Annotated in this window: 20 protein-coding genes; 9 read left to right on the forward strand and 11 right to left on the reverse strand. The window is 68.5% G+C overall.

The window, feature by feature from the left end; genetic code table 11:
- Positions 1-19 precede the first annotated feature (19 nt).
- Both AC1Q6P_RS17815 and AC1Q6P_RS17820 read left to right on the forward strand, forming a co-directional pair.
- Positions 20-934 (forward strand): alpha/beta hydrolase, encoded by a 915-nt coding sequence (locus AC1Q6P_RS17815; RefSeq protein WP_492665315.1) that lies wholly within the window; start codon positions 20-22, stop codon positions 932-934.
- Positions 931-1,500 (forward strand): GNAT family N-acetyltransferase, encoded by a 570-nt coding sequence (locus AC1Q6P_RS17820; RefSeq protein ID WP_492665316.1) that lies wholly within the window; start codon positions 931-933, stop codon positions 1,498-1,500. Before AC1Q6P_RS17815 ends, AC1Q6P_RS17820 begins: the two co-directional genes overlap by 4 nt.
- A gap of 274 nt (positions 1,501-1,774) precedes the next feature.
- Here the strand turns inward: AC1Q6P_RS17820 and phbB are convergent, their stop codons facing one another.
- The 3 genes from phbB to phaC all read right to left on the reverse strand — a co-directional run bounded on the left by phbB (position 1,775) and on the right by phaC (position 5,721).
- Complete coding sequence (gene phbB / locus AC1Q6P_RS17825; protein WP_171826929.1) at positions 1,775-2,512, reverse strand: acetoacetyl-CoA reductase; 738 nt, start codon at positions 2,510-2,512, stop codon at positions 1,775-1,777.
- A 173-nt stretch (positions 2,513-2,685) separates the two neighbouring features.
- Positions 2,686-3,864, reverse strand: coding sequence for an acetyl-CoA C-acetyltransferase (locus tag AC1Q6P_RS17830; RefSeq protein WP_492665317.1), 1,179 nt, complete (start codon positions 3,862-3,864; stop codon positions 2,686-2,688).
- Between the two features lie 174 nt (positions 3,865-4,038).
- Positions 4,039-5,721 carry a class I poly(R)-hydroxyalkanoic acid synthase gene (phaC, locus tag AC1Q6P_RS17835; protein WP_492665318.1) on the reverse strand — a complete coding sequence of 561 codons (1,683 nt, stop codon included), beginning with the start codon at positions 5,719-5,721 and terminating at the stop codon, positions 4,039-4,041.
- On the opposite strand from phaC, the gene AC1Q6P_RS17840 reads away from it, so the two are divergent.
- Together AC1Q6P_RS17840 and AC1Q6P_RS17845 are read left to right on the forward strand one after the other, a co-directional pair.
- Positions 5,711-5,995, forward strand: a complete 285-nt coding sequence (locus AC1Q6P_RS17840; RefSeq protein ID WP_492665319.1) for a hypothetical protein — start codon at positions 5,711-5,713, stop codon at positions 5,993-5,995. The genes phaC and AC1Q6P_RS17840 overlap by 11 nt on opposite strands.
- 148 nt (positions 5,996-6,143) lie before the next feature.
- Positions 6,144-6,482, forward strand: a complete 339-nt coding sequence (locus AC1Q6P_RS17845; RefSeq protein ID WP_102766410.1) for a hypothetical protein — start codon at positions 6,144-6,146, stop codon at positions 6,480-6,482.
- On the opposite strand, the gene pgeF is transcribed toward AC1Q6P_RS17845, so the two are convergent.
- Entirely contained in the window at positions 6,414-7,208 is a 795-nt protein-coding gene (gene pgeF / locus AC1Q6P_RS17850) for a peptidoglycan editing factor PgeF (RefSeq protein ID WP_492665320.1), read from the reverse strand. The two genes, AC1Q6P_RS17845 and pgeF, sit on opposite strands and share 69 nt — an antisense overlap.
- A complete protein-coding gene (gene maiA / locus AC1Q6P_RS17855; RefSeq protein WP_102766409.1) occupies positions 7,198-7,830 on the reverse strand; it encodes a maleylacetoacetate isomerase in 633 nt (210 codons plus the stop codon). Before maiA ends, pgeF begins: the two co-directional genes overlap by 11 nt.
- A gap of 41 nt (positions 7,831-7,871) precedes the next feature.
- Here maiA and AC1Q6P_RS17860 point away from each other — a divergent pair, with 41 nt between their 5' ends.
- Entirely contained in the window at positions 7,872-8,438 is a 567-nt protein-coding gene (locus AC1Q6P_RS17860; protein WP_492665321.1) for an NUDIX hydrolase, read from the forward strand.
- A 42-nt stretch (positions 8,439-8,480) separates the two neighbouring features.
- On the opposite strand, the gene AC1Q6P_RS17865 is transcribed toward AC1Q6P_RS17860, so the two are convergent.
- Together AC1Q6P_RS17865 and AC1Q6P_RS17870 are read right to left on the reverse strand one after the other, a co-directional pair.
- Positions 8,481-10,427, reverse strand: a complete 1,947-nt coding sequence (locus tag AC1Q6P_RS17865; RefSeq protein WP_492665322.1) for a bifunctional diguanylate cyclase/phosphodiesterase — start codon at positions 10,425-10,427, stop codon at positions 8,481-8,483.
- 72 nt (positions 10,428-10,499) lie between these two features.
- Positions 10,500-11,219 (reverse strand): transglutaminase-like cysteine peptidase, encoded by a 720-nt coding sequence (locus tag AC1Q6P_RS17870; RefSeq protein WP_492665323.1) that lies wholly within the window; start codon positions 11,217-11,219, stop codon positions 10,500-10,502.
- A 172-nt stretch (positions 11,220-11,391) separates the two neighbouring features.
- On the opposite strand from AC1Q6P_RS17870, the gene AC1Q6P_RS17875 reads away from it, so the two are divergent.
- Entirely contained in the window at positions 11,392-12,255 is an 864-nt protein-coding gene (locus AC1Q6P_RS17875; protein ID WP_102766406.1) for an HDOD domain-containing protein, read from the forward strand.
- A gap of 12 nt (positions 12,256-12,267) precedes the next feature.
- Here AC1Q6P_RS17875 and AC1Q6P_RS17880 read toward each other — a convergent pair whose 3' ends face one another.
- Both AC1Q6P_RS17880 and AC1Q6P_RS17885 read right to left on the reverse strand, forming a co-directional pair.
- Positions 12,268-12,666 carry a nuclear transport factor 2 family protein gene (locus tag AC1Q6P_RS17880; protein ID WP_492665324.1) on the reverse strand — a complete coding sequence of 133 codons (399 nt, stop codon included), beginning with the start codon at positions 12,664-12,666 and terminating at the stop codon, positions 12,268-12,270.
- Positions 12,659-13,420 (reverse strand): hypothetical protein, encoded by a 762-nt coding sequence (locus tag AC1Q6P_RS17885; protein ID WP_492665325.1) that lies wholly within the window; start codon positions 13,418-13,420, stop codon positions 12,659-12,661. The genes AC1Q6P_RS17880 and AC1Q6P_RS17885 overlap by 8 nt, the downstream gene beginning before the upstream one ends.
- 161 nt (positions 13,421-13,581) lie before the next feature.
- On the opposite strand from AC1Q6P_RS17885, the gene AC1Q6P_RS17890 reads away from it, so the two are divergent.
- The gene (locus AC1Q6P_RS17890) at positions 13,582-14,082 is read left to right on the forward strand and encodes a YciI family protein (RefSeq protein ID WP_492665326.1); all 501 of its coding nucleotides are present in this window, start codon (positions 13,582-13,584) and stop codon (positions 14,080-14,082) included.
- A 25-nt stretch (positions 14,083-14,107) separates the two neighbouring features.
- Here the strand turns inward: AC1Q6P_RS17890 and AC1Q6P_RS17895 are convergent, their stop codons facing one another.
- Positions 14,108-16,462: a sensor histidine kinase gene (locus tag AC1Q6P_RS17895; RefSeq protein ID WP_492665327.1), complete on the reverse strand. Its 2,355-nt coding sequence runs from the start codon at positions 16,460-16,462 to the stop codon at positions 14,108-14,110.
- A gap of 38 nt (positions 16,463-16,500) precedes the next feature.
- Positions 16,501-17,370, reverse strand: a complete 870-nt coding sequence (locus AC1Q6P_RS17900) for a response regulator (protein ID WP_492665328.1) — start codon at positions 17,368-17,370, stop codon at positions 16,501-16,503.
- Between the two features lie 240 nt (positions 17,371-17,610).
- On the opposite strand from AC1Q6P_RS17900, the gene AC1Q6P_RS17905 reads away from it, so the two are divergent.
- Positions 17,611-19,377: a ShlB/FhaC/HecB family hemolysin secretion/activation protein gene (locus AC1Q6P_RS17905; RefSeq protein ID WP_492665329.1), complete on the forward strand. Its 1,767-nt coding sequence runs from the start codon at positions 17,611-17,613 to the stop codon at positions 19,375-19,377.
- 70 nt (positions 19,378-19,447) lie between these two features.
- On the forward strand, positions 19,448-24,599 hold a 5,152-nt coding region (locus tag AC1Q6P_RS17910; protein WP_492665330.1), incomplete at its 3' end, for a YDG domain-containing protein.

Here is a 24,599-nt window from a genome sequence, read left to right on the forward strand (position 1 = left end):
CGGCGCGCTGGCACTCGTGATGCTGAGCGTCTTGACTGGGGCGGGACTCTGGATCGCCGGCGAGCAACTCAGCCGCCCCGCCCGTGCCAGCCTGGGTCCGCCGCCGGCCGATTTGCAAGCGCGCGCGGTTCGCATCCCCGTCCCCCAGCCCATCCCCGATGCGGCGGGGGAGCAAGCGCCCGGCCAGGTCAGCGGCTGGTTCTCCCCCGGCCAGCCGGGGCGCGGCGCCGTGCTGCTGCTGCACGGCGTGCGCAGCCATCGCGGCCAGATGCTGGCCCGGGCGCGCCTGCTGCATGAGGCGGGCTTGGGCGTGCTGCTGATCGATCTGCCGGCGCATGGCGAAAGCAGTGGCGAGCGGATCAGCTTTGGCTGGCGTGAATCGCAAGGCGTGGCCGCGGCGCTGAGCTTTCTGCGCCGCGAGCTGCCGCAAGAGAAACTGGGCGTGATCGGCGTCTCGCTGGGCGGCGCCTCCCTGCTGCTCCTGTCACCTCAAGAGCGCGGGCCGCTGCAAGCGGTGGCGCTGGAATCGGTTTACCCGACCATCGAGGAGGCGGTGCACAACCGCCTGCGCGTGCGCATCGGTGAAATCTTGAGTCAAGGCCTGACGCCGTTGCTGCTGAGCCAGCTGCCGCAGCGCCTCGGCGTGGAACCTTCGCAGCTGCAGCCCGTGCAGGCGTTGCGTCAGCTCGGCGAGACGCCGGTGCTGGTGGCGGGCGGGCAGCTGGACACGCAAACACCGCCTGCCGAAACCCGCCGCATGGCCGCGGCCGCGCCGCAATTGCACGCGCTGTGGCTGCTGGACGGGGCTCATCACACCGACCTGCAGGCTTTTGCGCCTGAGGCCTACCGCGAGCAGGTGCTGGCTTTTCTGATCCAGCGGCTGCGCGCTGACACTGAGGCCGGCGCCAACACTGCACCCACCACCACGCCATGATCTCCATCCACCCCATCCGCCCCCAGGACCTAGCCGATGTGGCCCGTCTGCACCGCGAGAGCTGGCGCAGCGCCTATCGCGGCATCTTCAGCGATGCCTTTCTGGACAGCGAGCGGGTGGTCGAAACCCGCCAGGCCCTGTGGACCCGGCGCCTGATCAGCGAGCCATCGCCGGGCAGCTTTGGCTTCATCGCACGCGAGGCCTCGGGCGAGGCGCTAGGCTTCACCTTTGCCTTTCCCGCCTTCGATGCGCAGTGGGGCAGCCTGCTGGACAACCTCCATGTGCGGCCCGATCAGAAAGGCCGGGGCATCGGCCGGAGACTGTTGGCGGCCTTGAGCGAACACTTCCTGCAGAAACTCGGTGATGTGAGCGAGTTGGGCCTGTACCTCTGGGTGTTCGAGGCCAACACGGCCGCCCGCGCGGTCTACGAGCACTTGGGCGCACGGCCGGCCGAGCGGGTGGTGATCACCTTGCAAGATGGCAGCGAAGCGGCGGAGTGGCGCTATGTGTGGCGCTCGCCGGGGGAGTTGATGCGGGCGCTGCGGGCGCCGCGCCGCGAGGCTTAGCGGGAAACAGAAAAGCGCCCGGGGTTCGAGTTCGGGCGCTTTTCTTCTTTGACTCGATCCGCGAGTCACCAGGGTCCCTGACTCAAGCGGATGGTGGACGCCTGGACTCCACCACCCCGGCCAGGCCGCGCGAGACGCGGCCTGGCGTGATCAGGGCGAGGCTGCAGCCGCAGGGCTGCAGCCTGTCCCTTTCTCTCCCCAGCCAGCCCACGCAAGACGTGGGCTGTCGTTCGTCACGGGTCGGACAGTCCTCAGGACTGTCCTCGCTCGCGACTCACCCCATGTGCAATCCACCGTTGCAGGAGAAATCGGCGCCGGTGGTAAAACCGGAGTCTTCGCCCGCCAGCCAGGCGACGATGGCGGCGATTTCCTCGGGCGTGCCGAGGCGCTTGATGGGGATGGTTGCGACGATTTTCTCCAGCACGTCGGGGCGGATGGCCTTGACCATGTCGGTACCGATGTAGCCGGGGCTGACCGTGTTCACCGTCACGCCCTTGCTGGCCACTTCCTGGGCCAGGGCCATGGTGAAGCCGTGCATGCCGGCCTTGGCGGCCGAGTAATTGGTCTGGCCGAACTGGCCCTTCTCGCCGTTGACCGAGGAGATGTTGATGATGCGGCCCCAGCCACGATCCAGCATGTCCTCGATCACCTGCTTGGTGACGTTGAACATGGAATTCAGGTTGGTGTCGATCACCGCGTCCCAATCGGCACGGGTCATCTTGCGGAACATGCCGTCGCGGGTGATGCCGGCGTTGTTGACCAGCACATCGATGGGGCCGTGCTCGGCCTTGACCTTGGCAAAGGCCTCGACGGTGGAATCCCAGTCGGCCACATTGCCGACCGACACGTGGAAGGTGTAACCCAGGGCGGCTTGCTCGTTGATCCACTTGGTGAAATCACGGCTGGGGCCGCAGCCGGCGATGACCTTGAAGCCTTCCTTGTGCAGGCGCTGGCACATGGCGGTACCGATGCCACCCATGCCGCCGGTGACGTATGCAATCTTCTGGCTCATATCTAACTCCTTGCCTCCATGGCTTTGAACGTGTGAGTCCGCACCGCCGTCGCGTCCTTCACGGCGACCGGACCTCTGCTGTTGTGTGTTGCCAAAGACGCGATCAAAGCGTCCCGCAAGCCCCGGGCGGGGTCAAGCGGGGTTGGCCCTAGTGGGGTTTGCCGGGGGAACGATCAACGCTCGACCGTCAACGCCACGCCCATGCCGCCACCGATGCACAGCGAGGCGATGCCTTTCTTGGCATCCCGGCGCTGCATCTCGTGCAGCAGGGTGACCAGGACGCGCGCGCCCGAGGCGCCGATCGGGTGGCCCAGGGCGATGGCGCCGCCGTTGACGTTCACGCGGCTCAAGTCCCAGCCCATTTCCTGATGCACGGCGCAGGCTTGCGCGGCAAAGGCTTCGTTGATTTCCAGCAGGTCCAGATCCTGGGCCTTCCAGCCGGCGCGCTCCAGGGCCTTGCGGGCGGCGGGCACCGGGCCCATGCCCATGATGGACGGGTCCAGACCGGCGCTGGCGTAGGACGCAATGCGCGCCAGCGGCGTCAGGCCCAGGGCCGCGGCCTTGGCCGCGCTCATCAGCACTAGGCCGGCGGCGCCGTCGTTCAGGCCCGAGGCATTGCCAGCGGTCACGCTGCCAGCCTTGTCGAAGGCGGGGCGCAGGCCGGCCAGGGCTTCGGCGGTGCTCTTGCGGTTGATGAACTCGTCAGCCTCGAAGACGATGGCGTCGCCCTTCTTCTGCGGAATGGTGACCGCAGCGATTTCATCCTTGAAGCGGCCGGCATCCTGTGCGGCGGCCGCCTTTTGCTGCGAGGCCAGGGCCAGCGCGTCCTGCGCTTCGCGGTTGATGCCGTACTGCTTGGCCACGTTCTCTGCGGTGATGCCCATGTGGTACTGGTTGTAGACGTCCCAGAGGCCGTCCACGATCATGGTGTCCACCAGCTTCCAGTCGCCCATGCGCTGGCCGTCGCGCGAACCGGGCAGCACATGCGGGGACAGGCTCATATTCTCCTGACCGCCGGCGATGACGATCTCGCTGTCGCCGTCACGGATGGCCTGGGCCGCCAGCATCACGGCCTTGAGGCCGGAGCCGCAGACCTTGTTGATGGTCATGGCCGGCACGCTGTTCGGCAGGCCGGCCTTGATGACGGTCTGGCGGGCCGGGTTCTGGCCCGAGCCGGCGGTCAGCACCTGGCCCAGAATCACCTCACCGATCTGGCCGCCCTCCAGGCCGCTGCGGCGCAGCAACTCCTTCACCACCACCGCGCCCAACTCCGGCGCTGCGGTCTTGGACAGGCTGCCGCCAAACTTGCCAATGGCGGTACGGGCCGCCGCCACGATCACGATATCGGTCATTTTCCAACTCCAGGGTGAGACTGCCTCTGGCCAGCGCCCGCGAATCAAGCACCAACAGATAACAGGTTAGCAGATCAGGGTTTCAACTAGGTTTCAAGATGCAGGCAATCGCTCACTCCGCATCCGGGATAAAAAAACAGGACCGGCGCCGGAGGCACACGGTCCTGTTTGAGTTCAGGCTTTCTGTTTGACGTAACGCCCGGGCGCCGGCTCGATCACCGGGTAGCGCCGGTTGCCCGGGCCCTTGGGTGCCGCCACCATCCGGCCGGCATGCCCGGCCAGCCAGGCGGCCCAATCGGTCCACCAGCTGCCCGGGTGCTCCACCGCAGTCTCGAACCACTGGGCCGACTCGGTCGGCAAGGCCGCCGTCTTGCCCAGCCAATGGCTGCGCTTGCCCTTGGCCGGCGGGTTGATGACCCCGGCAATATGGCCCGAAGCGCCCAGCACAAAGCGCTTGGGCCCCTTGAACACCTGAGTGCTGCGGTAAGCGGCATCCCAGGGCACGATGTGGTCCTCGCGCGAGCCGTAGATGTAGACCGGCGCCTCGATCAGGCCCAGGTCCAGCTTCTCGCCACAGACGGTCAATCGGCCCGGGACCTTCAGCTCGTTCTGCAAATAGGTGTGGCGCAGGTACCAGCAGTACATGGGGCCGGCCATATTGGTGGAGTCGCCGTTCCAGTACAGCAGGTCAAAGGCCGGCGGCGCCTCGCCCTTGAGGTAGTTGCCCACCACATAGTTCCAGACCAGATCATTGGGGCGCAGGAAGCTGAAGGTGGCGGCCAGTTCCTGGCCCTTGAGCAAGGCTGGGCCCTTGGGGTTGCCCATGCTCTTGTCACCCAGGCTCATCTCGCGCATCTTGACCATGGCCTCGTCGATGAAGATATCGAGCACGCCATTGCTGGAGAAATCGATCAGCGTGGTCAGCAGGGTCAGGCTGGAGGCCGGCTGTTGGCCGCGTGCTGCCAGCACGGCCAAGGCCGTGGCCAGGATGGTGCCGCCGACACAGAAGCCCAGGGTGTCGATCTGATCGGCGCCGGTGATGTCCTGCACCACCTCGATGGCCTTGATCGGCGCGTTTTCGATCACTTCGTCCCAGGTCCAGGCGGCGCAGGAGGCATCGGGGTTGCGCCAGCTCAGCACAAAGACCCGGTGGCCCTGCTCCACCGCGTAGCGGATCAGGGAGTTCTCGGGCTGCAGATCGAGGATGTAGTACTTGTTGATGCAGGGCGGCACCAGCAGGAAAGGCCGCTCGTGCACGGTGGCGGTCAGCGGCTTGTACTCGATCAGCTGGAAGAAGTCGTTCTCGAACACCACCGCGCCTTCGCTGGTGGCGACATTGCGGCCCACCTCGAAGGCGCTCTCATCGGTTTGCGAGAGATGGCCGCGCTGGATGTCGGCCCAGAGCAGCTGCATGCCCTTGGCAATGCTCTCACCCTGGGTCTCCAGCGCCAGCTTTTGCGCCTCGGGGTTCAGGGCCAGGTAGTTGCTGGGTGCCGCGGCGTCGACAAACTGCTGCACGGCAAAGCGGATGCGCTCGCGCGTCTTGGCCTCGCCTTCGAGCTTGTCCGCCATTTGCTGCAGGGTGCGGGCATTGAGCAGGTAGAGCTGGGCCAGAAAGCTGGAGGCCGGATTGGCCGTCCAGGCCTCGCTGGCAAAGCGCCGATCGCCCAGGGACTTGGGCTTGGCCGGCGCCTCCGGGGCGGCTTCACCGCCGGCGGCGCCAAACATGGCGCCCATGCCGGCACCCAGGGCCGGCAGGGAAGAGTTCCACAGCTCGGTCGCCTGCTTGAGGTAATTGCTCTGCAGCTCGCTCAAGGCCTGAGGCGGGATCTGCAGGCCGGCCAGCGTGGACCACATCTCGCCGAGGCCGGCACCAAAGTCGGCGGCCGGGGCAGCGGAAGCGGCAGGAGCGGATGCTGGCGAAGAAGCTGGAGCGGAAGCAGGCGCAGAGGTCGGCGCCGGTCGTGCGGCGGCAGCGGCCTTTTTCTTGGCGGCGACCGCTTTCACGGCCGCGGCGGGCTGGGCGGCCTTCTTCACGGCAGCACGCTTCACTGCAGCCCTCTTCACTGCGGATTTTGGGGCGGGGCTGGCCGGTGTGGCCGGGTTCTTCCTTGTCATGAATCTCCTCTGACGCTCGCAAGCGGAACACGGGGAACAGGTATCGGAACAGGGTTCACAGGCCGCCTCAAACCCACAACGTGCAAAGACACATGGGCGCGAGGCGTGAGAAAGCGCACACGATGTTGTACGCTCGCCCGCTTACCTTGCCATGACATTTCATGTATCTGATCGCAATTGCCTGGGGCTATGTCGCTTTGATGATGGCCTTGGCCGAAGCCACCAGCAGCCAGGGCAGCATCCTGGGTGCTGTCATCACCTTTGTTCTGTACGGCCTGCTGCCGATCTCGATTGTGCTGTACGTGCTGGGCTCGCCAGCCCGCAAGGCCGCGCGAAAAAAGCAGGAGCAAATGCAGGCCCAGATCGATTTCCCGCAAGAGCCCACCGAGGCCATGCCGCTGGACCCGCTGGCGCGCACCGCCGCCCCCGCCTCAGAGCAGGCTGACGACCGCCACCATGCGGCCAGCCCGGGCGTCATGCCGGTAGGAAAAGAACCTTGATGGCTCGCTGAGCGTGCACCAGCGCCCGCCGCTGAGGGCCCGCACTCCGGCTGCACGCAAGCGCTGCCGCGCCAGCGCCGGCAGATCGGCCAGCCAGCGCGCCTCGCCGGCCGCATTCGGCCGGTAGACGAAGGCCTCGCCGGGCGCTTGCGGGCTGGCGCCAAACGCCGCCAGCACCTCGGCCGCCACCTCGAACTGCTGCGGCCCGATGCAAGGGCCCAGCCAGGCGTGCAGCTCGGCCGGCGCGCAGCCGGCGGCGGCGCAGACTTCAGCCACGGTGTGCTCCAGCACCCCGGCGGCCAGGCCACGCCAGCCGGCATGGGCGCCACCCACCGCACCCGGCGCCGCAAACAGCACCGGCAGGCAATCGGCCACCTGGATGGCGCAGGCCAGCCCGGGCGTGCGGGAAACACTGGCATCGGACACCGGCGGCTCCACGCCCTCGACATGATCGGCACTCAGGCGCAGCACATCGGCGCCATGCACCTGTTTCAGGAACACCGGCCGGGCACCCAGGGCCTGGGCCACCAGGGCCCGATTGGCCTGAACCACGGCGGGCTCATCGCCGACCGCGCTGCCCACATTCATGCTGGCATGGCTGCCCTGGCTGAGGCCACCGGCGCGCGTGGTCATGAAAGCGCGAACCGGGGGCCAGGAGGGCGGCAGCTGCCAATCCGGCTGCAGCCAGTCCGGGTGCAGCGCCGCCGGCTTCAAGTCACTCGGCATCGGGGCAGGCCGAGGGTTGGGTCTTGGCGAAGGCATCCAGGGCCATGCAATTGCCGAACACGCGCATCACCTCGGGCACATGGTCGAGGCGGCAGTCGAAGCGCTTGGCATTGAAGATCTGCGGCACCAGCACGCAATCGGCCAGGCCCGGCGTGTCGCCATGGCAGAACTGGCCGGCGTGCGCCTTGAGCCGCTGCTCCACCACCTCCAGACCGCCCTCGACCCAGTGGCGGTACCAGCGGTTCTTGGTGTCTTCGTCCAGGCCCAGGTCCTTGCCCAGATAGCGCAGCACGCGCAGATTGTTCAGCGGGTGGATCTCGCAGGCGATGTCCTGCGCCAGCGCGCGCACCTGGGCGCGGCCCAGGGCATCGGCCGGCAGCAGCGGCGGCTCGGGGTGGGTTTCATCGAGGTACTCGATGATGGCCATGGACTGGCTGACCAGCGCATCGCCGTCACGCAGCAAGGGCACCAGCTTGGACATGGAGGCGCTGGCATAGGCCGGGTCGAACTGCTCGTTCTTGGCCAGGTGCACGGCGCGGTAGTCGTAATCCAGGCCTTTGAGCGCCAGCGCGATGCGCACGCGATACGAGGCCGAGGAGCGGAAGTAGTTGAAGAGTTCCATGGCGCCGATGATGCCATGGGCAAACAGATAAACTGATCCGCATGTGGCTCTCCCGACGTTTCAAGTTTTGCCCCAGCTGCGGTGCCGAAGTGCGCTACCAGGTGCCCGCCGACGACAACCGGGAGCGCGCCACCTGCCCGAGCTGCGCCAGCATCCACTACGAAAACCCGATCAATGTGGTCGGCACCCTGCCCATCTGGGAGGGCGCCGGGGGCGGCGTGCAAGTGCTGCTGTGCCGCCGCGCGATCGAGCCGCGCCTGGGCAAATGGACGCTGCCGGCGGGTTTTCTGGAGCTGGGCGAAACCACCGAGCAAGGCGCCCTGCGCGAGACCGATGAAGAAGCCGGCGCGCAGATCGAGCTGGGCCCCCTCTACGGCCTGATGAATGTGGTCAAGGCCGGGCAGATCCACCTGTTCTACCGCGCCCGCCTGCTCTCCACCTCCTTCAACCTCGGCCCAGAGACGCTGGAAGCCCGGCTCTTCCACGAGCACGAGCTGCCCTGGGACGAGATCGCCTTCCACACGGTGCGCGACACCTTGCGCCATTTCTTCGCCGACTGGCGGGCCGGCCAGGGCTTTCCCCTGCACTGCGGCGACATCAGCTACTGAGCAGCGACTGAGCCACGACTGCGCCGCCCCTGCGGCAGCCGTTCAGGATTTGCCGCCCTGCGCCGTGGCCCAGGGTCCGGTCACGCCGTCCACCTCGCAGTCCCACAGGGCCTGCACGTCCATGCCGTCCCGCAGGCCTTCGGCATAGACCTTGAGCGCCAGGCTGCGCAGCATCACCAGCATGCCGCGCACAAACGCGGCGCGCGCCGCATCGCCCGACACCCCGCTGACGACCGAGGCGTCCAGCTTCACGTAATCGAGCCCGGCCTGGTACAGCCGGTCGACCTGGGCCAGGCCGGCGCCTGCATGTTCCAGGCCCAGCTTGACGCCCAGCGGGCGCAGCTGCCGCCCCATTTCCAGCAGGAGATCGAAGTGCTGGACGGCGGCGGTCTCGGCCAGCTCCAGGCCCAGCTTGCGCGCCGCCTGCGGCGCCTGGAAGACCTGCTCGCGCACCCGGGCGACAAAACTGCCATCGAGCAGGCTGGCCGGCGCGATATTGACGCAACGTGCCTGGCCATCGCGGTTGATGGCCTCCAGGGCCAGGCTGACCGCCAGCAGGTCCACCTCGGCCGTCAGGCGGCTGCGCACCGCCAGCGGCAGCCAGCGCGTCGCCGGTTCAAAGGGGCCATCGGCCTCCATCTGCAGCTGCAGCGGGCATTCCAGATGCAGCAGTCGGCCGTCGCGGTCCAGCAGCGGGAACTGGCTCAGGCGAGCGCGGCGCTCTTTCAGCGCGTCAAGAATCTGGGCACGCCAGGCCTGCTCGCCCTGCGCACCGGCGCTGCTGCTGGACTTGCCGGCCTCGCCGGACGCCGCGCCGCGGTGGAACTCGACCACAAAACCCGCTTGGGTCTCGGCGCGCGCCAAGACCTTGTCGGCTTCAGCAAACCACTGCCCCAAGGCCGACTCACGCGGCAGGTCCACCGCACCGAGCGAGACCTGGATGCCCGGCCCGAAGGCCGGCAGGCTGAGACGCAGCGCGTCGGCCAGGGCCTGTGCCGTCTCGGCCGCCACATCGGGCGCGGGCAGCCAGAGCGCAAAGTCGGAGCCGTTGAGGCGGCCTGCCAGGCAGCCGCGCACCCGGTCGGGGTAGGCCTTGACCGCGCGCGACAGGGTCAGCAGCGCCTGGTCGACCGCGGGCCGACCCAGGCGCTGGTTGAGCAGGGCCAGATCACGCAGGCGCAGCAGCACCAGGCCGCCGCGGGCCGGGCCTTCGTCGCGTGTCAGGGCCGATTCCAGCTCGGCCAGGAAATGCTTGCGCGTGCTCATGCCGGTCAGGCCATCGCAATGGGCCTGCAGGCGCAAGGCCTGGAGCTGCTCGCCCTGGGCCTCGAACATCAGCTTGACCCGCGCCACCATGGCGTTCATCGCTTCGGTCAGGCGCTGCAGCTCGGGCACATGGGGCAGCTCCATCTGCGCAAACTGGCCTTCCATCAAACCACGCGCCTGGGCCACGGCGTTGTCCAGCGGCCGGCGGATGCGGTGCAGGGCCAGGTAGGCGCCCAGGCTGGCCAGCGCACCCAGGCCCAGCAGCAAGGCGCTCATGCGGGTGACGCTGCGCCAGAGTTCGTCATAGGCATAGGCACTGTGGCTGCGCACCTCGACCGAGCCGATGGCGTTCCAGCCATTGGACAGCTGGGCCACGCCGGGCTGCACCGTGATCGGGCTCAGGGCCACAAACCAGGCCGGGGCCTGACTGGCCCGGGCCGGCGCGCGGCGCTCGAAGGCCAGCTTGCCATCGGCGTGGCGCCAGACCACGCTCTCGTAATAGCCGGTGTCAAACTGGGCGGAAATCAGGAGCTGCATCAGCTCCGCATCGCCACGCTGCTGGGACAAGGCCAGGGCCAAAGCGGCAGCGTTGTCGCTGTTCTTGATCTGCAGCTGGGTCTGCAAGAGCTGGCGCGTCGACATGGTGCTGACCGCCGCCGCGCCCAGCAGCGAAGCGAGCACCACGCCCAGCACCAGCAGCCAGACTTGACGCATCAATGACATGAGAGGCTCCTCCGGGACGGTCGGGCGAATGGGCCATGAATGGGCGGGGTCAACATCATCGTCGTCTTCATCTCAAAAGCCTTCGGCCCGCGCCTTGCTGAGCAAATCGCGCCACAGCGACAAGCGCGCCAGCGGGTCACCGGCCGAGGTGGCACCCACGCCCTGCCACAGGCCCTCGCCATTGAAGCTGAAGACCGGCTGCAGATCGGGCCGCTGCGACGCGGGCCGGACCTCGGGCACCAGGTTGTCCAGAATCAGCGGCTCGGCGCCCGGCTCGGCATAGTAGGCCAGCACCATGTGCGCCAAAGAGCGCCCGCCCAGCTGGGCCCGCACATAGACCATGCGCAGCTTGGCCACCGGCGTGCCGGCATGGAGCAGGCTGAAATACTTGGCGATGGCGTAGTCCTCGCAATCGCCGCGGCCCTTGTCCAGGCTTTCCAGCGGTGTGGCCCAGTAATCGATCTTGCCCCAGACCTCGCTGTCGTCGCGAAAGTTCAGGTGCTTGTTGACGAAGCTGTTGACCAGGCTCAAGCGCGGCAATTCCTCCGTCGCGGTGGCGCGGTCGATCATCTGCAAGAGCTGCTCGGCCTCGCCGGCCGTGCGCGGGCCGAAGCGGGCCGCGCTCTCCATGATCTTGTTGCGATCCAGCGCCTGGGCCAAGTCGGGCCAGAGCGCCTGGGCACCGATCAAGGCCAGACCCAGCAACCCTCCCGCCAGCCAGCTCCAGCCCCTGCGACCCAGGCCGGCAGGCAGCCCCGCCCCAGGCCTGGGGGCCGCATCTGGGGCGGGCAAGATGCCAGACCGATCGACAGTGGGGCTGCATACGCAAAATTGCATGCGTCAGGGCGCCTCGAGAGGGCGAAGAAGGGTTCGGGCGGGCCGGCCTGTGGCGATAATTCAGACCACTGTACCGCTTGCACAAGCCTCCCAGCGCCGCCACAGGCGCCAAATCCACCCCCAGTTCATGAGCACTGCTTCAATCCGCCAAGAAATTGACAAGTCCCGCGCCAGCGGTGTGCTCAAACAAATCATCATCCCGCCCTGCCCCGAGCAACTGGCCCGCCTGCAACAGGCCATGGCCCACGCCGAACCCGATCTCAACGAGATTGCCCGCATCGCCGCCAGCGATGTGGCCATGTCGGCCACCTTGCTGCGCATCGCCAACAGCCCCTTGCACCTGTCCGACGGCTTGCCCTGCACCACGGTCGGCCAGGCCATGACGCGCATCGGCCTGGAAGAAACAGCCGCCGTGATGACGGCCTTTCTGCTGAGGAACGCGATCCCGGTCAACAGCCCGCATCTGGCACGTTTCTGGGAACGCTCGACCAAGCGTGCCCTGGCCTGCGCTTTCATTGCCCGCCAGCTGCCCGGGCTCTCGCCCGACCTGGCCCACACCTACGGTCTGTTCTGCCACATCGGCATCCCCGTGCTGCTGCAAAGCCTGCGGGGCTACGGCAGCACCATGGTCGAAGCTGCGGCCCGCATCGACCGCAGCTTCATCGCTACCGAGAACGCCAACCACCGCACCGACCACGCCGTGGCCGGCGCCCTGCTGGCGCGCGCCTGGAATATGGCGCCCGAGCTGATGGCGGGCATCCGACTGCACCACGACCTGCAGTCCCTGGGTCATGGCGGCATCGAGCCCGAAGTCCACACCCTGGTCGCCGCCGGTCTGGTGGCCGAGCATCTGATGCGCCAGCATGAAGGCCTGAGCGAAGACGCCGACTGGAGCGCCCACCACGCCGCCGCGCTCGACTGGCTGCAAATCAGCCTCGACGACCTTGAGCATTGGGACGATCTGCTGCGCCCCATCCTCGACGCCGCTTGAGGACGCGTCGGCTCAAGCCGACGGCGGCAGCAGCCGCCGCGTCGCGCCGGTGTGGAACGAGGCCTTGCGGATCAGGCCCGCGCGCACCTCGTAGATACAAAGCAGCTCCACCTGGGCCAGCCCTTCCGGCAGGTTGCGGGTGATCAGCTCGCTGTCCACCACCATGGCCCCCATCACCGTGCGAGAGACCAGCTGCGCATGCAGATCGGGCTCGGCAAAGCGCAGCTGAAAACGGGCGCGCAGCTCGGCATGCCCCTGGGCCAGGCGCTCGCCATGCAGCTGAAACTGCTCGGCATCGGGCGCGTAGGTGGCCAAGAGCCGCTCCATATCGCGGGCGTTGTAGGCGTCCAGCTGGGCTTGGACGGTGGCCAAAGGGCTGCGTGTCTCGCGTAGGGTCACGTCCTCACTCACGAGTGGCACCCGCCGATTTGCGAGCGGCCTGCAAGCGACGATTGACGGCTTCGCGGTGCTCGCGCGCCAGGGCATGGCTGCGCGAAGCCAGCTTGTCCAGCTCGGCACTCAAGCGCGCAGCCAGGGCCTGATCACCTGCACCATATGCCCAGATGGCCAATTCGGCACGGCTTTCGTAGGTGTCGAACCGAGCCACTGCGGCTTCCAGCTCCGCGCGGGCTTCGGCCGCTCGACCGGTACCAGCCAGGCTGCGGGCCGTCAGCAAGGCCACGGCTTCGACACGAAACTCCGGCCGTTCCTGACGCAGGACGGTGAGCTGTGGCAAGGCCTCCTGGTAGCGCTCGCAAGCCACCCAGGCTTGGGCGGCGCCCAATCGAATGTCGGGGTCACTGGCAAACGGGCCTTGCAAACAGGCTTGATAGCGCTGCGCGGCCTCCTCCGCCTCACCCATCGCCAGCAGGGCTGCAGCCAGACGCATTTGGTTTTGTGCCGTGGGCGTGTCCTCAAGGGCCAAGCGCGCCTCACGCACTTCGCGCGAGGGGTCCAGCACCTTGACGGCCGAGGCCATCACCTTGCCCGCCGTGCGTTGCACACGTGACTGCGGCAGGTAGATCGCCACGAAGTACACCACGCTGCCGAGCAGCGGGAAGCTGAACAGAATGATCAGCCAGTACAGCGGCTGGCCATTGCGGATGGCGTGAATGCCACACAGCAGCGCCAGCAACACATGCAAACCCAAACCCAGAAATGGCATCGCTCGCTCCCTCGTCGTGTTGAGCACAGGGCGATCGGATCGCCCGCCCTGCGAATTTTTCTGGCCGGCATTGTGCATGTTCGACCGAGAAGAATGCTCAGGGACATCCCGCTTTGGCATGATGAGACGCTCCACCCGACTCCCCCAGAACTGGAGACCCCATGTTCAACACTCTGAATTCGGGCCGTTTCTGGCTCACTCTGGCCTGCGCAGGCGCACTGCCCTGGCTGCCCCTGCACCCGGCCTGCGCACAAGAAACTGCAGCCGTGACTGCGCCGCGCTACGACCCCGCCCTGGCCCGCAGCCTCGGCGCCGACGAGCGCGGCATGCGGCCTTATGTGCTGGTGATCCTCAAGACCGGGCCCAAGAAGATGGCGGCGGGCCCGGAGCGAGACGCCATGTTCAAAGGCCATTTCGCCAATATGAGCCGGCTGGCGGCCGAGGGCAAGCTGGCGGTGGCCGGGCCGCTGGACGGGGTTGACGGCTGGCGCGGGCTGTTCGTCTTTGCCACCGGCGATCTCGAGGAAGCGCGCGCCCTGGCTGCCAGCGACCCGGTGCTGATCCAGGGCGAGATGGTGGCCGAGTTCCACAAGTTCTACGGCTCGGCCGCCCTGATGGCGGTGCGCGAGATCCACGACAAGATCCAAGCCAAGGCGCCCTGAAACGGCGCCGCCCGCGGGCCAGGCTTCAGCTGGCGGCCGGGCGCAGGGCGGCCCACCACAGGGCTTCGGGCGCCGGCTTGTAGAGCGCATCGCCGGCCTCGGGCCGGGCGCTGCAGCAGAGCAGCCGGGCCTGCGGCGCCAGGGCCTGCGCGACCGCCAGCCCCGAGCGGCCGGCCGAGCCCAAGCTCAGCGGCTCCACCAGCAGCAGCTCCAGCACGGCGCCGGCCGGCAGGCCCATCAACACGCGCTGCGCCTGCATCAGATCGGCCGCCTGCAAGCAGTCATAACCGGCCAGGCCCAGGCGCTCGACCAGAGCTTCGCGCGCCGCCGCGCAGGCGTCCAGCACCAGGGCCCAGCGCGCCGGCCCGCCGGCCTCCTCGCCCATCAAGCCCAACATGCCCAGCTCTCGCAACGGCGGCCAGGCGACCTGGGACTCTTGGGCCGGGGCCAGCGGTAACGCCAGCTCGAAACGGCAGCCCGCCCCCAGGCGGCTGTGCAGCTCGATGCGCCCGCCCATGGCCTGCACGGTCTGGCGCACGATGCTCAAACCCAGGCCCAAACCTGGCAGGCCCTGGCTGCCCTGGGCGCGCACAAAAGGCTCGAAGACCAGGGCCTGGTCGGCCTCGGCAATGCCGGGGCCTTGGTCGATCACGCTCAGCAGCAACTGGCCCTCACGGTAGGCGGCACGCAGATCGATGCAGCCCTCACGCGTGAACTTGGCGGCGTTGGACAGCAGATTGAACAAAGCCTGGCGCAAACGCCGGGCATCGACGGCCAGCACGGGCGGCAGGCTGGCATCGATCTGCAAACGCAGGCGGTTGCCGCCGCTGCGCACCAGGGCCTGGGCCTGCTGGTCCAGCTCGCGCAGCAGGCCGTGGATGTAGACCGGCGCCGGCAGCAACTCGGGCGCGGCACTGGCCTCGGGGGCGCGGGCAAAGCGCTGCAGCTCATCGATCATCTCCAGCAGCAGCTGGCTGCTGTGCTCGATGGCGCGGCGGTCGGCCTCGAAACCACGGTCGGGCTGCAGTTGCCGGGTGAGCTGCACCACCGAAGCCAGGGGCGCGCGCAGATCATGGCCGAGGTAGCCGAGCAAACGCCCCTTGGCCGCATCGCTGGCCTGGGCCAGCGCACTGGCCGCCGCCAGCTCGGCGGTGCGCTGCTGCACCGCGGTCTCCAGCGCCTGCTCATGCTGCAGGCGCTGCTGGCGCATGCGCGCCACCATGGCCAGCAGGACGATCAAGACGCCGAGCAGGCCCACCAAAGGCGGGCCGTAATCGGCGAGCACGGAATGCGCCTGCCAGCCCAGCAGGCTCAGGATGCGCGGCATCATGCCCAGGAACTGGCAGGCCAGGGCCAGGGTCCAGGCGCGTGCCAGGGGCAGGTTCTGGCCCACCGCGCGCAAGCAGGCCACCATCATCAGGCAGCCCTGCGTGAAATTGCAGACGCCGGCCAGCTGGGTGCCCAGGCGGTAGTCCCCGAACACACAGACCAGCAGGGCCAGGGCATCCAGGGCCGCCACGCCCAGCATCAGGCGGTGCCAACGCGGCTGGCGGCGCGCCGTGTCCAGCAAGCGCATCAAGGCAGCCACCTCGCTGAGATGCGCAAGCACGCCAAAGCTGGCCAGCGCCCGCACGGCCCAATCCGTCGCCTGCGGCCAGAACAGCATGAAGGCGCTGCCGCGCATGCCGCTCTCGTAAAAGAACACGGCCATCAGATAGAGGGCGATGTAGCCGTAGGTGCGCTCACGCCAGGCCAGGGCCAGCATGGCGCTGACCAGCATCAGCAAAAGGCTCAGGCCGGCGATCAGCCCGTCGGCCCAGAGCCTGGCCTGCTCCTCGCGCAGCAGTTCGGCCGGGGGGTGCAGGCTCAGCTCCATGGCCAGGGCGCTGCGGCTGGCCGCACGCAGCCACAGCTCCTGCGGCTGGGTGCCCAGGGTCAGGGCAAAGGCACTGTCTCGCAGCGGCAGTGTGCGCTGATCAAAGGCCTGGTCGGTACCGGCGCGCTGGGGCGGCAGATCCACCCAACGGCCATCGGCCAGGCGCTGCCGGGCAAAGAGCTGCACCTGCTCCAGCCGCGCCGGGCGCAGCTGCAGCCACAGCGTCTGCGGTGTGGCCGTCCCTTGCACACACCAACGCAGCCAGAAGGCCGAGGCGCTGTAGCCGGGCGTCAGGGTGGCCGGCGTGGCCGGCCGCCAGGCGGCCTCGGGTTGCCCCTGGACCTGCGCCCAGCTCTGCTGCGCGCCGCGGTCCTCGAGCACGCGCAGATGGGGCGTCAGCGCGGCGGCGTCCAGCCGGCGGCCGTCCGCCGCCACACAACCCGGCAGGGCCTGCGCCCGCGCACTGCCGAGCAGGGCAAAGGCCAAGGTCAAGGCAAAGGTCAAGGCCGGCGCGAGCCAGCACAGCCGCCTCAGCAGGCGCATCAAGGCGCGTGACCCGGCTGCGGCGTGGCGGTCGGTGAATCAGTCGCAAGTGCCAGTGCGGGCGCCTCGCGCAAGCCCTGGCGATAGGCCTGCGGGCTCAGGCCATGGCGCTCGCGGAAGGCGGTGGCGAAATTGCCCGGGTTGTTGAAGCCCACGGCAAAGGCAATGTCCTGCACGCTCATCAAGGTCTCGGCCAGCAGGCGTTGGCCGGTGCGCACGCGCTCTTCGGCGATGAAGCCCGACACCGTCAAGCCCAGATGCTCGCGGAACAAGGCCAGCAGGCGCTTCTCGCTCAGGCCCACCTGCTGGGCCACATCGCCCACGCCTTGCAAACCGGCCAGGTGCTCGCGGATGTAGCGCATGGCCACCTCCAGCAGCGGCTGCTCGGGGTGGCGCGCGGCGGCATCGGGCGGGGCGGCCGGCGCAGGCTGGCGTTGCAGCGCCAGCTGCAAATGCACTTGCAGCCGGGCCAGCACCTCCTCGGGATAAAAAGGCTTGCTGATGAAATCGACCGCGCCGGACTGCAGGCCGCGCACGCGCTGCTCGGGCGCGTTGTGCGCGCTCAGAAAGAGCACGGGGATCTCGGCCGTCAGCGGGTCGGCCTTGAGCAGGCGGCACAGGGCGTGGCCATCGAGATCGGGCAGGCCCACATCGAGCAGGATCACATCGGGCCGCAGCATCTGGGCGCGCTGCAGGCCTTGCTGGGCGCTGTCTGCCAGGCTCAGGCGGTAGAGCGGGCGCAGCAGCTGGGTCAGCCAGCGCAGCTCCTCGGGCACATCGTCGATCAGCAGCACATGGGCGGCATCAGCGGCGGGGGCCTGCGCCGGCTGGCGTGGGCTGGCCGGCTTGGTGAAAAGTGACGTTGACACAGCAGGCGCAGAAAACATAGGCGCGCATTGTGCGGTCTGCCCCCTGCGCTTGCGCCCCTGCAGTGCGGGGCTCCACGCCACGTTTGTATCGCAGAGCGCACAGGCAATGCCGGCATAAAACGGGCACCAGGGGTCTTGATCCGCTTCTGCAAAAGCGCGCGGCTTTTTGGCAAAACCCGGGCGCCTTCAGCGCTCCGATAAAGCGTGCATCCGCAACCCACACGCACAGCAAAGCAGCGCATGCAGCCTTCTTCTTCTTCCACTCACCCGACCCCGTTCAAGTTTTCACCGAGCACGCTCAGCCTGGCCCTGAGCGGCCTGCTGTTGACCCAGGCCGCCCTGGCCGCCAACAACCCGCCCGACGCCGGGCAGTTGCTCAACGAACAGCAGCAGCTCAACAAAGCGCGCCAGACCCGCCCGCTGCAGCCGCGCAATGACGAGGCCGCGCGCGCCGCGACCGACAGCGCCGGCGAGGGCTTCAAGGTGCTGATCCAGCGCATCCGATTCAGCGCCGCCGAAGGCCTGGCCACGCCCGAAGAGCTGCAGTCCTGGGTGGCCGATGCCCGCGGCCAGCGCCTCAACCATGCCCAGCTGCAAGCCCTGGCCGCGCGCGTCAGCGCCCAACTGCAGGCCAAGGGCTACAGCCTGGCTCGCGCCTACCTGCCGCGCCAGGACCTGAGCGAAGGCGAGCTGGAGATCGCCGTGCTGGCCGGCCAGCTGGAGCGCGGCGCCGGCCGCATCCAGCTGCACAACCGCAGCGCCCTGCCCGACGCGCAGCTGCGCGCCGTGGCCGATGCCGCCCTGCCCGAAGGCCCGGTGCGCGGCGATGATCTGGAACGCGCCCTGCTGCTGATGAACGACCTGGCCGGCGTGGTGGCCCGCTCCAGCCTTGAAAAAGGCGAGCAGCTCGGCAGCAGCCGCCTGGTGGTGCGCGCCGAGGGCCAGCCGGCCCTGCGCGGCCAGGCCAGCCTCGACAACTTCAGCAACCGCTACACCGGCCAGGCTCGCGCCGCCGCGCAGCTGGCTTGGGCCAACCCGGCCCAGCGCGGCGATCTGCTGGGCCTGTCGCTGAGCGCCACCGAGGGCAACCGCTCGGCCGCCCTGAGCTACGCCCTGCCGCTGACGCCGCAAGGCCTGCGCCTGAACCTGGGGGCCTCGGCCCTGCGCTACCGCGTCGGCGAAGAGATGACGGCCCTGGACCTGCGCGGCACGGCACGCAGCCTGGGCGCCGGCCTGAGCTTCCCGTTGCAGCGCAGCCGCATGAGCAGCGCCTGGGCCCAGCTCGATGCGGAAAGCAAGCGCCTGCAGGACGACAGCGCCAACGGCAATCTGCGCCAGCGCCGGGTCGATCGCCTGCAAGCCCAGATCAACGGCTCGCGCTGGGACGAGCTGGGCCAGGGCGGCGCGACCGAATGGCAGATCAATGCCAGCGTCGGCCGCGTGGACCTGAGCGGCAATGCCGCCGACCAGGGCGTGGACGCCCTGAGCGCCCGCACCCAGGGCAGCTTCAGCAAGGCCACAGCCCGGCTGGCGCGGCTGCAGACCCTGGATGCCGCCGGCAGTTGGTCGGTCTATGCCAGCCTGAGTGCCCAGCTTGCCGGCCGCAACCTCGACTCCTCGGAGAAATTCATGCTGGGCGGTCCCAGCGGCGTGCGCGCCTATGCCATCGGCGAGGCCAGCGGCGACGCCGGCTGGCTGGGCAGCGCCGAACTGCGCCACGACTTCCGCATCGGCGAGCGCCTGCGTGCCCAGGGCCTGGCCTTTGTCGACGGCGGCCGCATCCAGCGGCATGCCCAGCCCTGGGCCGGCGCCCTGCCCGCCGGCCAGAGCAATGGCTACAAGCTGGCCGGCGCCGGCCTGGGCCTGAACCTCTACGGCGGCGAATGGCAGCTGCGTGCCGCCTGGTCACGCGCCATCGGCAGCAACGAGGGCCTGCAAAACGGCCGCGATTCTGAGGGCCGCAGCGCCCGCTCGCGCCTGTGGCTGCAGGCCAGCCTGAACTTCTGAGCCGCGCCGTCTTTCCGCCTCACCTTGTGCGCCGCCGCCTGGCGGCCCGAACCCTGAATTCACACACGCCATGAAAACCAAGAAATCCTCGTCCCTGAACCACAGCTACCGCCTGGTCTGGAGTGAGCTGAGCCAGGCCTTTGTCGCCGTGGCCGAACACACGGCCGGCCGCGGCAAGCGCGCCTCCGGCGCCCTGCTGCTCTCGACCGTCCTGGCCAGCGGCGCGCAGGCGCAAGCCCCGGCGGCCCAGGCGCCACCGGCCCTGGCCCTGCCCAGTGGCGGCAGCGTGGTCGCCGGCCAGGCCCAGCTGCTGCAGAAGCAGCCGGGTCAGCTGCACGTGCAGCAAGCCAGCGACAAGCTGATCATGAACTGGAGCCAGTTCAATATCGGTCGCGACGCGCAAGTGCGCTTCGAGCAACCGGGCAGCCAAAGCATCGCGCTCAACCGCGTCACCGGCGGCGAGGCCAGCGCCATCTTCGGCAGCCTGCAGTCCAACGGCCAGGTCTGGCTGGTCAACCCGAACGGCGTGGTCTTCGGCCGCACGGCGCAGGTCGATGTGGGCGGCCTGGTGGCCAGCTCGCTGAACATTTCGGATGCCGACTTTCTGGCCGGCCGCGCCCACTTCAAGGGCAGCAGCACGGCCGGCCAGGTCGAGAACAGCGGCCGTCTGAGCAGCAAGGCCGCAGGCGGCGTGGTCGCACTGATCGCGCCGCAGGTGGACAACAGCGGCCAGATCCACACGCCCGGCGGCAGCAGCCTGCTCGGCGCCGCTGAACAAGTCAGCCTGGACCTGAACGGCGACGGCCTGCTCAGCCTCTCGGTCGAGCGCGCGGCGCTGCAAGCCCAGATCGGCCACAGCGGCGAGATCCACGCCGCCGGCGGCCTGGTGCAGCTGAGCGCCCAAGCCGCGGGCGCCCTGCGCGCCAGCGTGGTCAACAGCAGCGGCCTGATCGAAGCCAGCAGCCTGAGCCAGCAAGGCGGCCGCATCCTGCTGGACGGCGGTGCGAATGGCGAGGTGAGCCTGAGCGGCACGCTCGACGCACACAGCGAGGCCAGCCGCGGTGGCCGCATTGACGTGAAGGGCGCGCAGCTGAGCCTGCGCGACGGCACGCAGCTGGACGCCAGCGGCGCCAGCGGCGGCGGCCAGATCCATGTCGGCGGCGGCTGGCAAGGCCAGGACGCCCAACACCCGAACGCCCAAAGCCTGAAGGTCGAAGCGGGCGTGCAGGCGCGGGCCAATGCCGGACAGAACGCCGGTCAGCGCGGTGACGGCGGCGAGGTGGTGTTCTGGTCCGATGGCCGCACCGAATTCGCCGGTCGCATCGACGTGCGCGGTGGCGCCGAGGGCGGCAACGGCGGTCGCGCCGAAGTTTCGGGCAAGCAGGAGCTGGCCTACAGCGGCCGCACCGATGCGCGGGCGGCAAAGGGGCGGACGGGGGATCTGTTGCTGGACCCGGCCACCCTCACCGTCAAGGGCGGCGCGGGCAGTGGCGACATCAGCGGCAGCGAGGTGTTCGAGAAGGACCTGGAAGCCCAAAGCGCCAATGTGCTGCTGCAGGCCAGCGGCAACATCAGCTTCAGCGACCTCACGCTCAACGGGGGTGACGGCAAGATCAGCATGCAGCCGGATGTGAACCTGCGTGTGGAAACAGGTGGAACCAGCGGCAGCATCAGTTTCGCCAACAAAGACAACACCATCGAAGTCTTTGGCCGCGGCAGCATCATGATGGTGGCCGGCGGCAGGAACTCGGGCGAAATCATCAACGCGCCGAACTTGATCGCGCATGGAACCGGCACCAATGTTGGCAGCTTGCCCGCGCACGCCGTGAACAGCGTCGGCAACGGCACACCCGCGGATGCGTCCATCACCTTGTTTGGCGCGGATGGCCTCACGGTGGGAGGCTCGATCACCACACATGGTGGATATGTGCGGCTCTGGGCCGACTCGGATGCTGCGACGGGGGGCTCCTTCACATTGAACGCGCCGGTCAACACGGGGGGCGGCCATCTCTACGTTGCCTCCGGCAATGAAGGCATCACCCTAAGTTCAGATATGAACTTGGGCAACGGCCGCTTGTTCCTGGACAACGAGAACGCGGCCTATGCAGCCAACGGACGCACACCGCCCAACGGCCCCAAAGTGCTGGCCGGACAGATCCATGCCACCGGCGACATCGACGTCAACACCGCCTTCACCTTCAAGGGCGGCGCCAGCATCGACACGGATGGCGCCATTCGCTTCGGCAATGTGAACGTCAACCTCGACACCGGCACAGGCGTGCTGACTTTGCGCGCCGGCGCCATCGACTGGGGCAATGCCACGCTGCAGAACCTGAGCACCGCCTCGCTGCGCCTGGAGCCCTACGACAAGGCCACCAATATGGTCTTGGGCGATGCCAATGGCTTCGCCTCGCCGGCCACGCTGAACAAGCTGCCCGGCGTCAAGAACCTGACCATCGGCCGCGAAGACGGCACCGGCACCATCAGCGTTCCGGGCAACTTCAGCTTCAGCGCCAGCGGCTCGTTCGAGATGGTCAACAAGACGGTGGATATCAGCGCCGGCACCCTGAGCAACACCAGCGGCGGCATCACGCTGACCGGCGACACCATCAACATCAGCCAGACGGTCACCGCCAACGCGGGCAACGGCAAGGTCACCCTGCGCCAGATGACGGCTGCCAACGAGCTGCATCTGGGCACCGGCCTGAACAACGCCACCCTGGGCCAGATCAGCGCGGCCACACTGGAGGTGGGGCGCAGCGATGGCGGCAATCTGGTCTTTGACAACGACATCAGCACCCTGGCCAGCACCGTGCACCTGAAGAGCGGGCAGCGCGTGATCGGCGTCAACGGCGGTGTGTCGGCCAGCCGCGTTGCCGTGAGCGCAGGCGCCGGCGCCACCCTGACCGACAGCCGCTTCGACTTCAGCACCCTGGCGCTGGACGTCGGCGGCAACACCGAGGTGCAGCAGCTGGGCCATGCAGGCTGGAGCCTCGGTTCGGTTGACGGCTTGAACGGCCTGACGGTCAAGGCCGGCAGCAGCCCGACGGTGCAGCTGCAGGCCCAGGGCCGCCTGGGCCTGAACGCCCCGCTGGCGCTCAACAACAGCAGCGCCACCCTGCAGCTGCAGTCGGCCAGCGGCTTCGATGCCGAGAGCGCCGCACTCAGCGGCCAGAGCCGAAGCACGCTGGAATTCAGCGTCAGCGGCGCGCAAAGCGCGGTGCACATCGGCGGCACGGGCGGGCAGCTGAGCGCGGCCTCGATTGCCAAGCTGGCCGGCGTGGACACCCTGCGCCTGCTGGCCGGCGACGACACCGTGCTGGCCCATGCCTTCAGCGCCGCGGTGCAGAACAAGGTCGACATCCAGGCCCAGCGCCTGACGGTGGACGGCGCCCTCAGCACCAGCAGCGGCAGCCTGCACCTGAGCGCGGCCCAGGGCGGCCTGCAGCTGGACACAGCCGTCACGGCCGCCAACACCTTGTCACTGAACGATCAGGCCGGTGTGGGCATCTCGGGCCTCGGCGTGTTGACGGCCCCCAAGCTGGCTTTGCGCAGCAGCGGCAGCGTGCAGCTCCAGCCGGGCAGCAGTGCCCATCAAGTGGACGAAATCGCCGCCGATGTGGGCGACCTGGCCTTCAAGAGCAGCCGCCGCTTGACCGTGGGCAGTGCCGACGGCCTGAGCGGCGTGCGCGCCAGCGGCAGCGTGGACCTACGCAGCAGCGGCGCCAGCAGCGATCTGGTGCTGAACCAGGCGGTGGTCGCCAGCAACAGCGCGAAGGTTGCCCTGCCCTTGCTGCTGGAAGCTGGCCGCCACTTCATCAACAACGCAGGCAGCAGCGCGGTCCAGGCCAGCGACGGCGCCTGGCGCATCTACTCGACCGACCCGCGCCAAGACGTGCGCGGCGGCCTGACGCCAGCCTTCAAGCAGTACGACGCCAGCAGCGCCAGCACCGTGCTGGGCCAGGGCAATGGCATGCTCTACCGCGTGGCGCCGGAGCTGCAAGCCCAGCTCAGCGGCACGGTCAGCAAGGTCTACGACGGCAACACCACCGCTACGCTGAACGCCAACCAGCTGCAGATCACCACGGGCGCCATCGACGGCGACAGCGTGAGCCTGGGCAGCACACAAGCCGTGTACGACAGCAAAAACGTGGGCAATAGCAAAACCGTTTCGGTCAGCCACATGAACATCACGGCCAGCGCTCATGCCGGCAGCGTGGCGGTCTACGGCTACCGCAGCCAGGCGCTGAGCGCCGACATCGGCGTCATCACCCCGCGCCGCATCGACGCCAGCGGCCTGCAAGTGGCCGACAAGGTCTACGACGGCAACAGCCGCGCCGAGCTGCTGGCCTCCAGCCTCAGCGGCATGGTGGCAGGCGATGCCCTGAGCCTCAGCGGCAGCGCCGCTTTTGCCGACAAGAACGCGGGCCGCAACAAGGCCGTGGCCATCAGCGGCCTGGCGCTCGGCGGCGCCGATGCCGGCAACTATCTGCTGAGCAGCGACCGGGCCAGCGCCCAGGCGACGATCACGGCCAAGACGATCTCCGCCGGCGCCTCCAGCGTGGCCAGCAAGGTCTACGACGGCAGCACGGCCGCCAGCGTCACGGCCGGAGCCCTGCAAGGCCTGATCGACGGCGACCAAGTCGGCCTGCAAGCAAACGCCCAGTTTGCCGACAAGAACGCCGGCAAGGACAAGGCCGCCACCATCGCTCTGGCCTTGAGCGGCAGCGATGCCGGCAACTACCAGCTGGCCAGCAGCACACAAGCGGCACAAGCCGACATCACGGCCAAGACGATCACGGCCGGCGCGTCCACCGTGGCCGGCAAGGTCTACGACGGCAGCACCGCCGCCAGCGTCACGGCCGGCGCCCTGCAAGGCCTGATCGGCGGCGACCAAGTGGGTCTGCAAGCCAGCGCCCAGTTCGCCGACAAGAACGCCGGCAAGGACAAGGCCGCCACCGTGAGCCTGGTCCTGAGCGGTGCCGATGCAGGCAACTACCTGCTGGCCAGCAGCACGCAAGCCGCCAAAGCCGACATTGCGGCCAAGACGATCACGGCCGACGCCGCCACCGTGGCCGGCAAGGTCTACGACGGCAGCACGGCCGCCAGCGTCACGACCGGCGCCCTGCAAGGCGTGATCGGAAGTGACCGGGTCGGCCTGCAAGCCAGCGCCCAGTTCGCCGACAAGAACGCCGGCAAGGACAAGGCCGCTACCGTGAGCC

It is taken from the genome of Roseateles sp. GW835-FHT13E02, assembly GCF_058794035.1.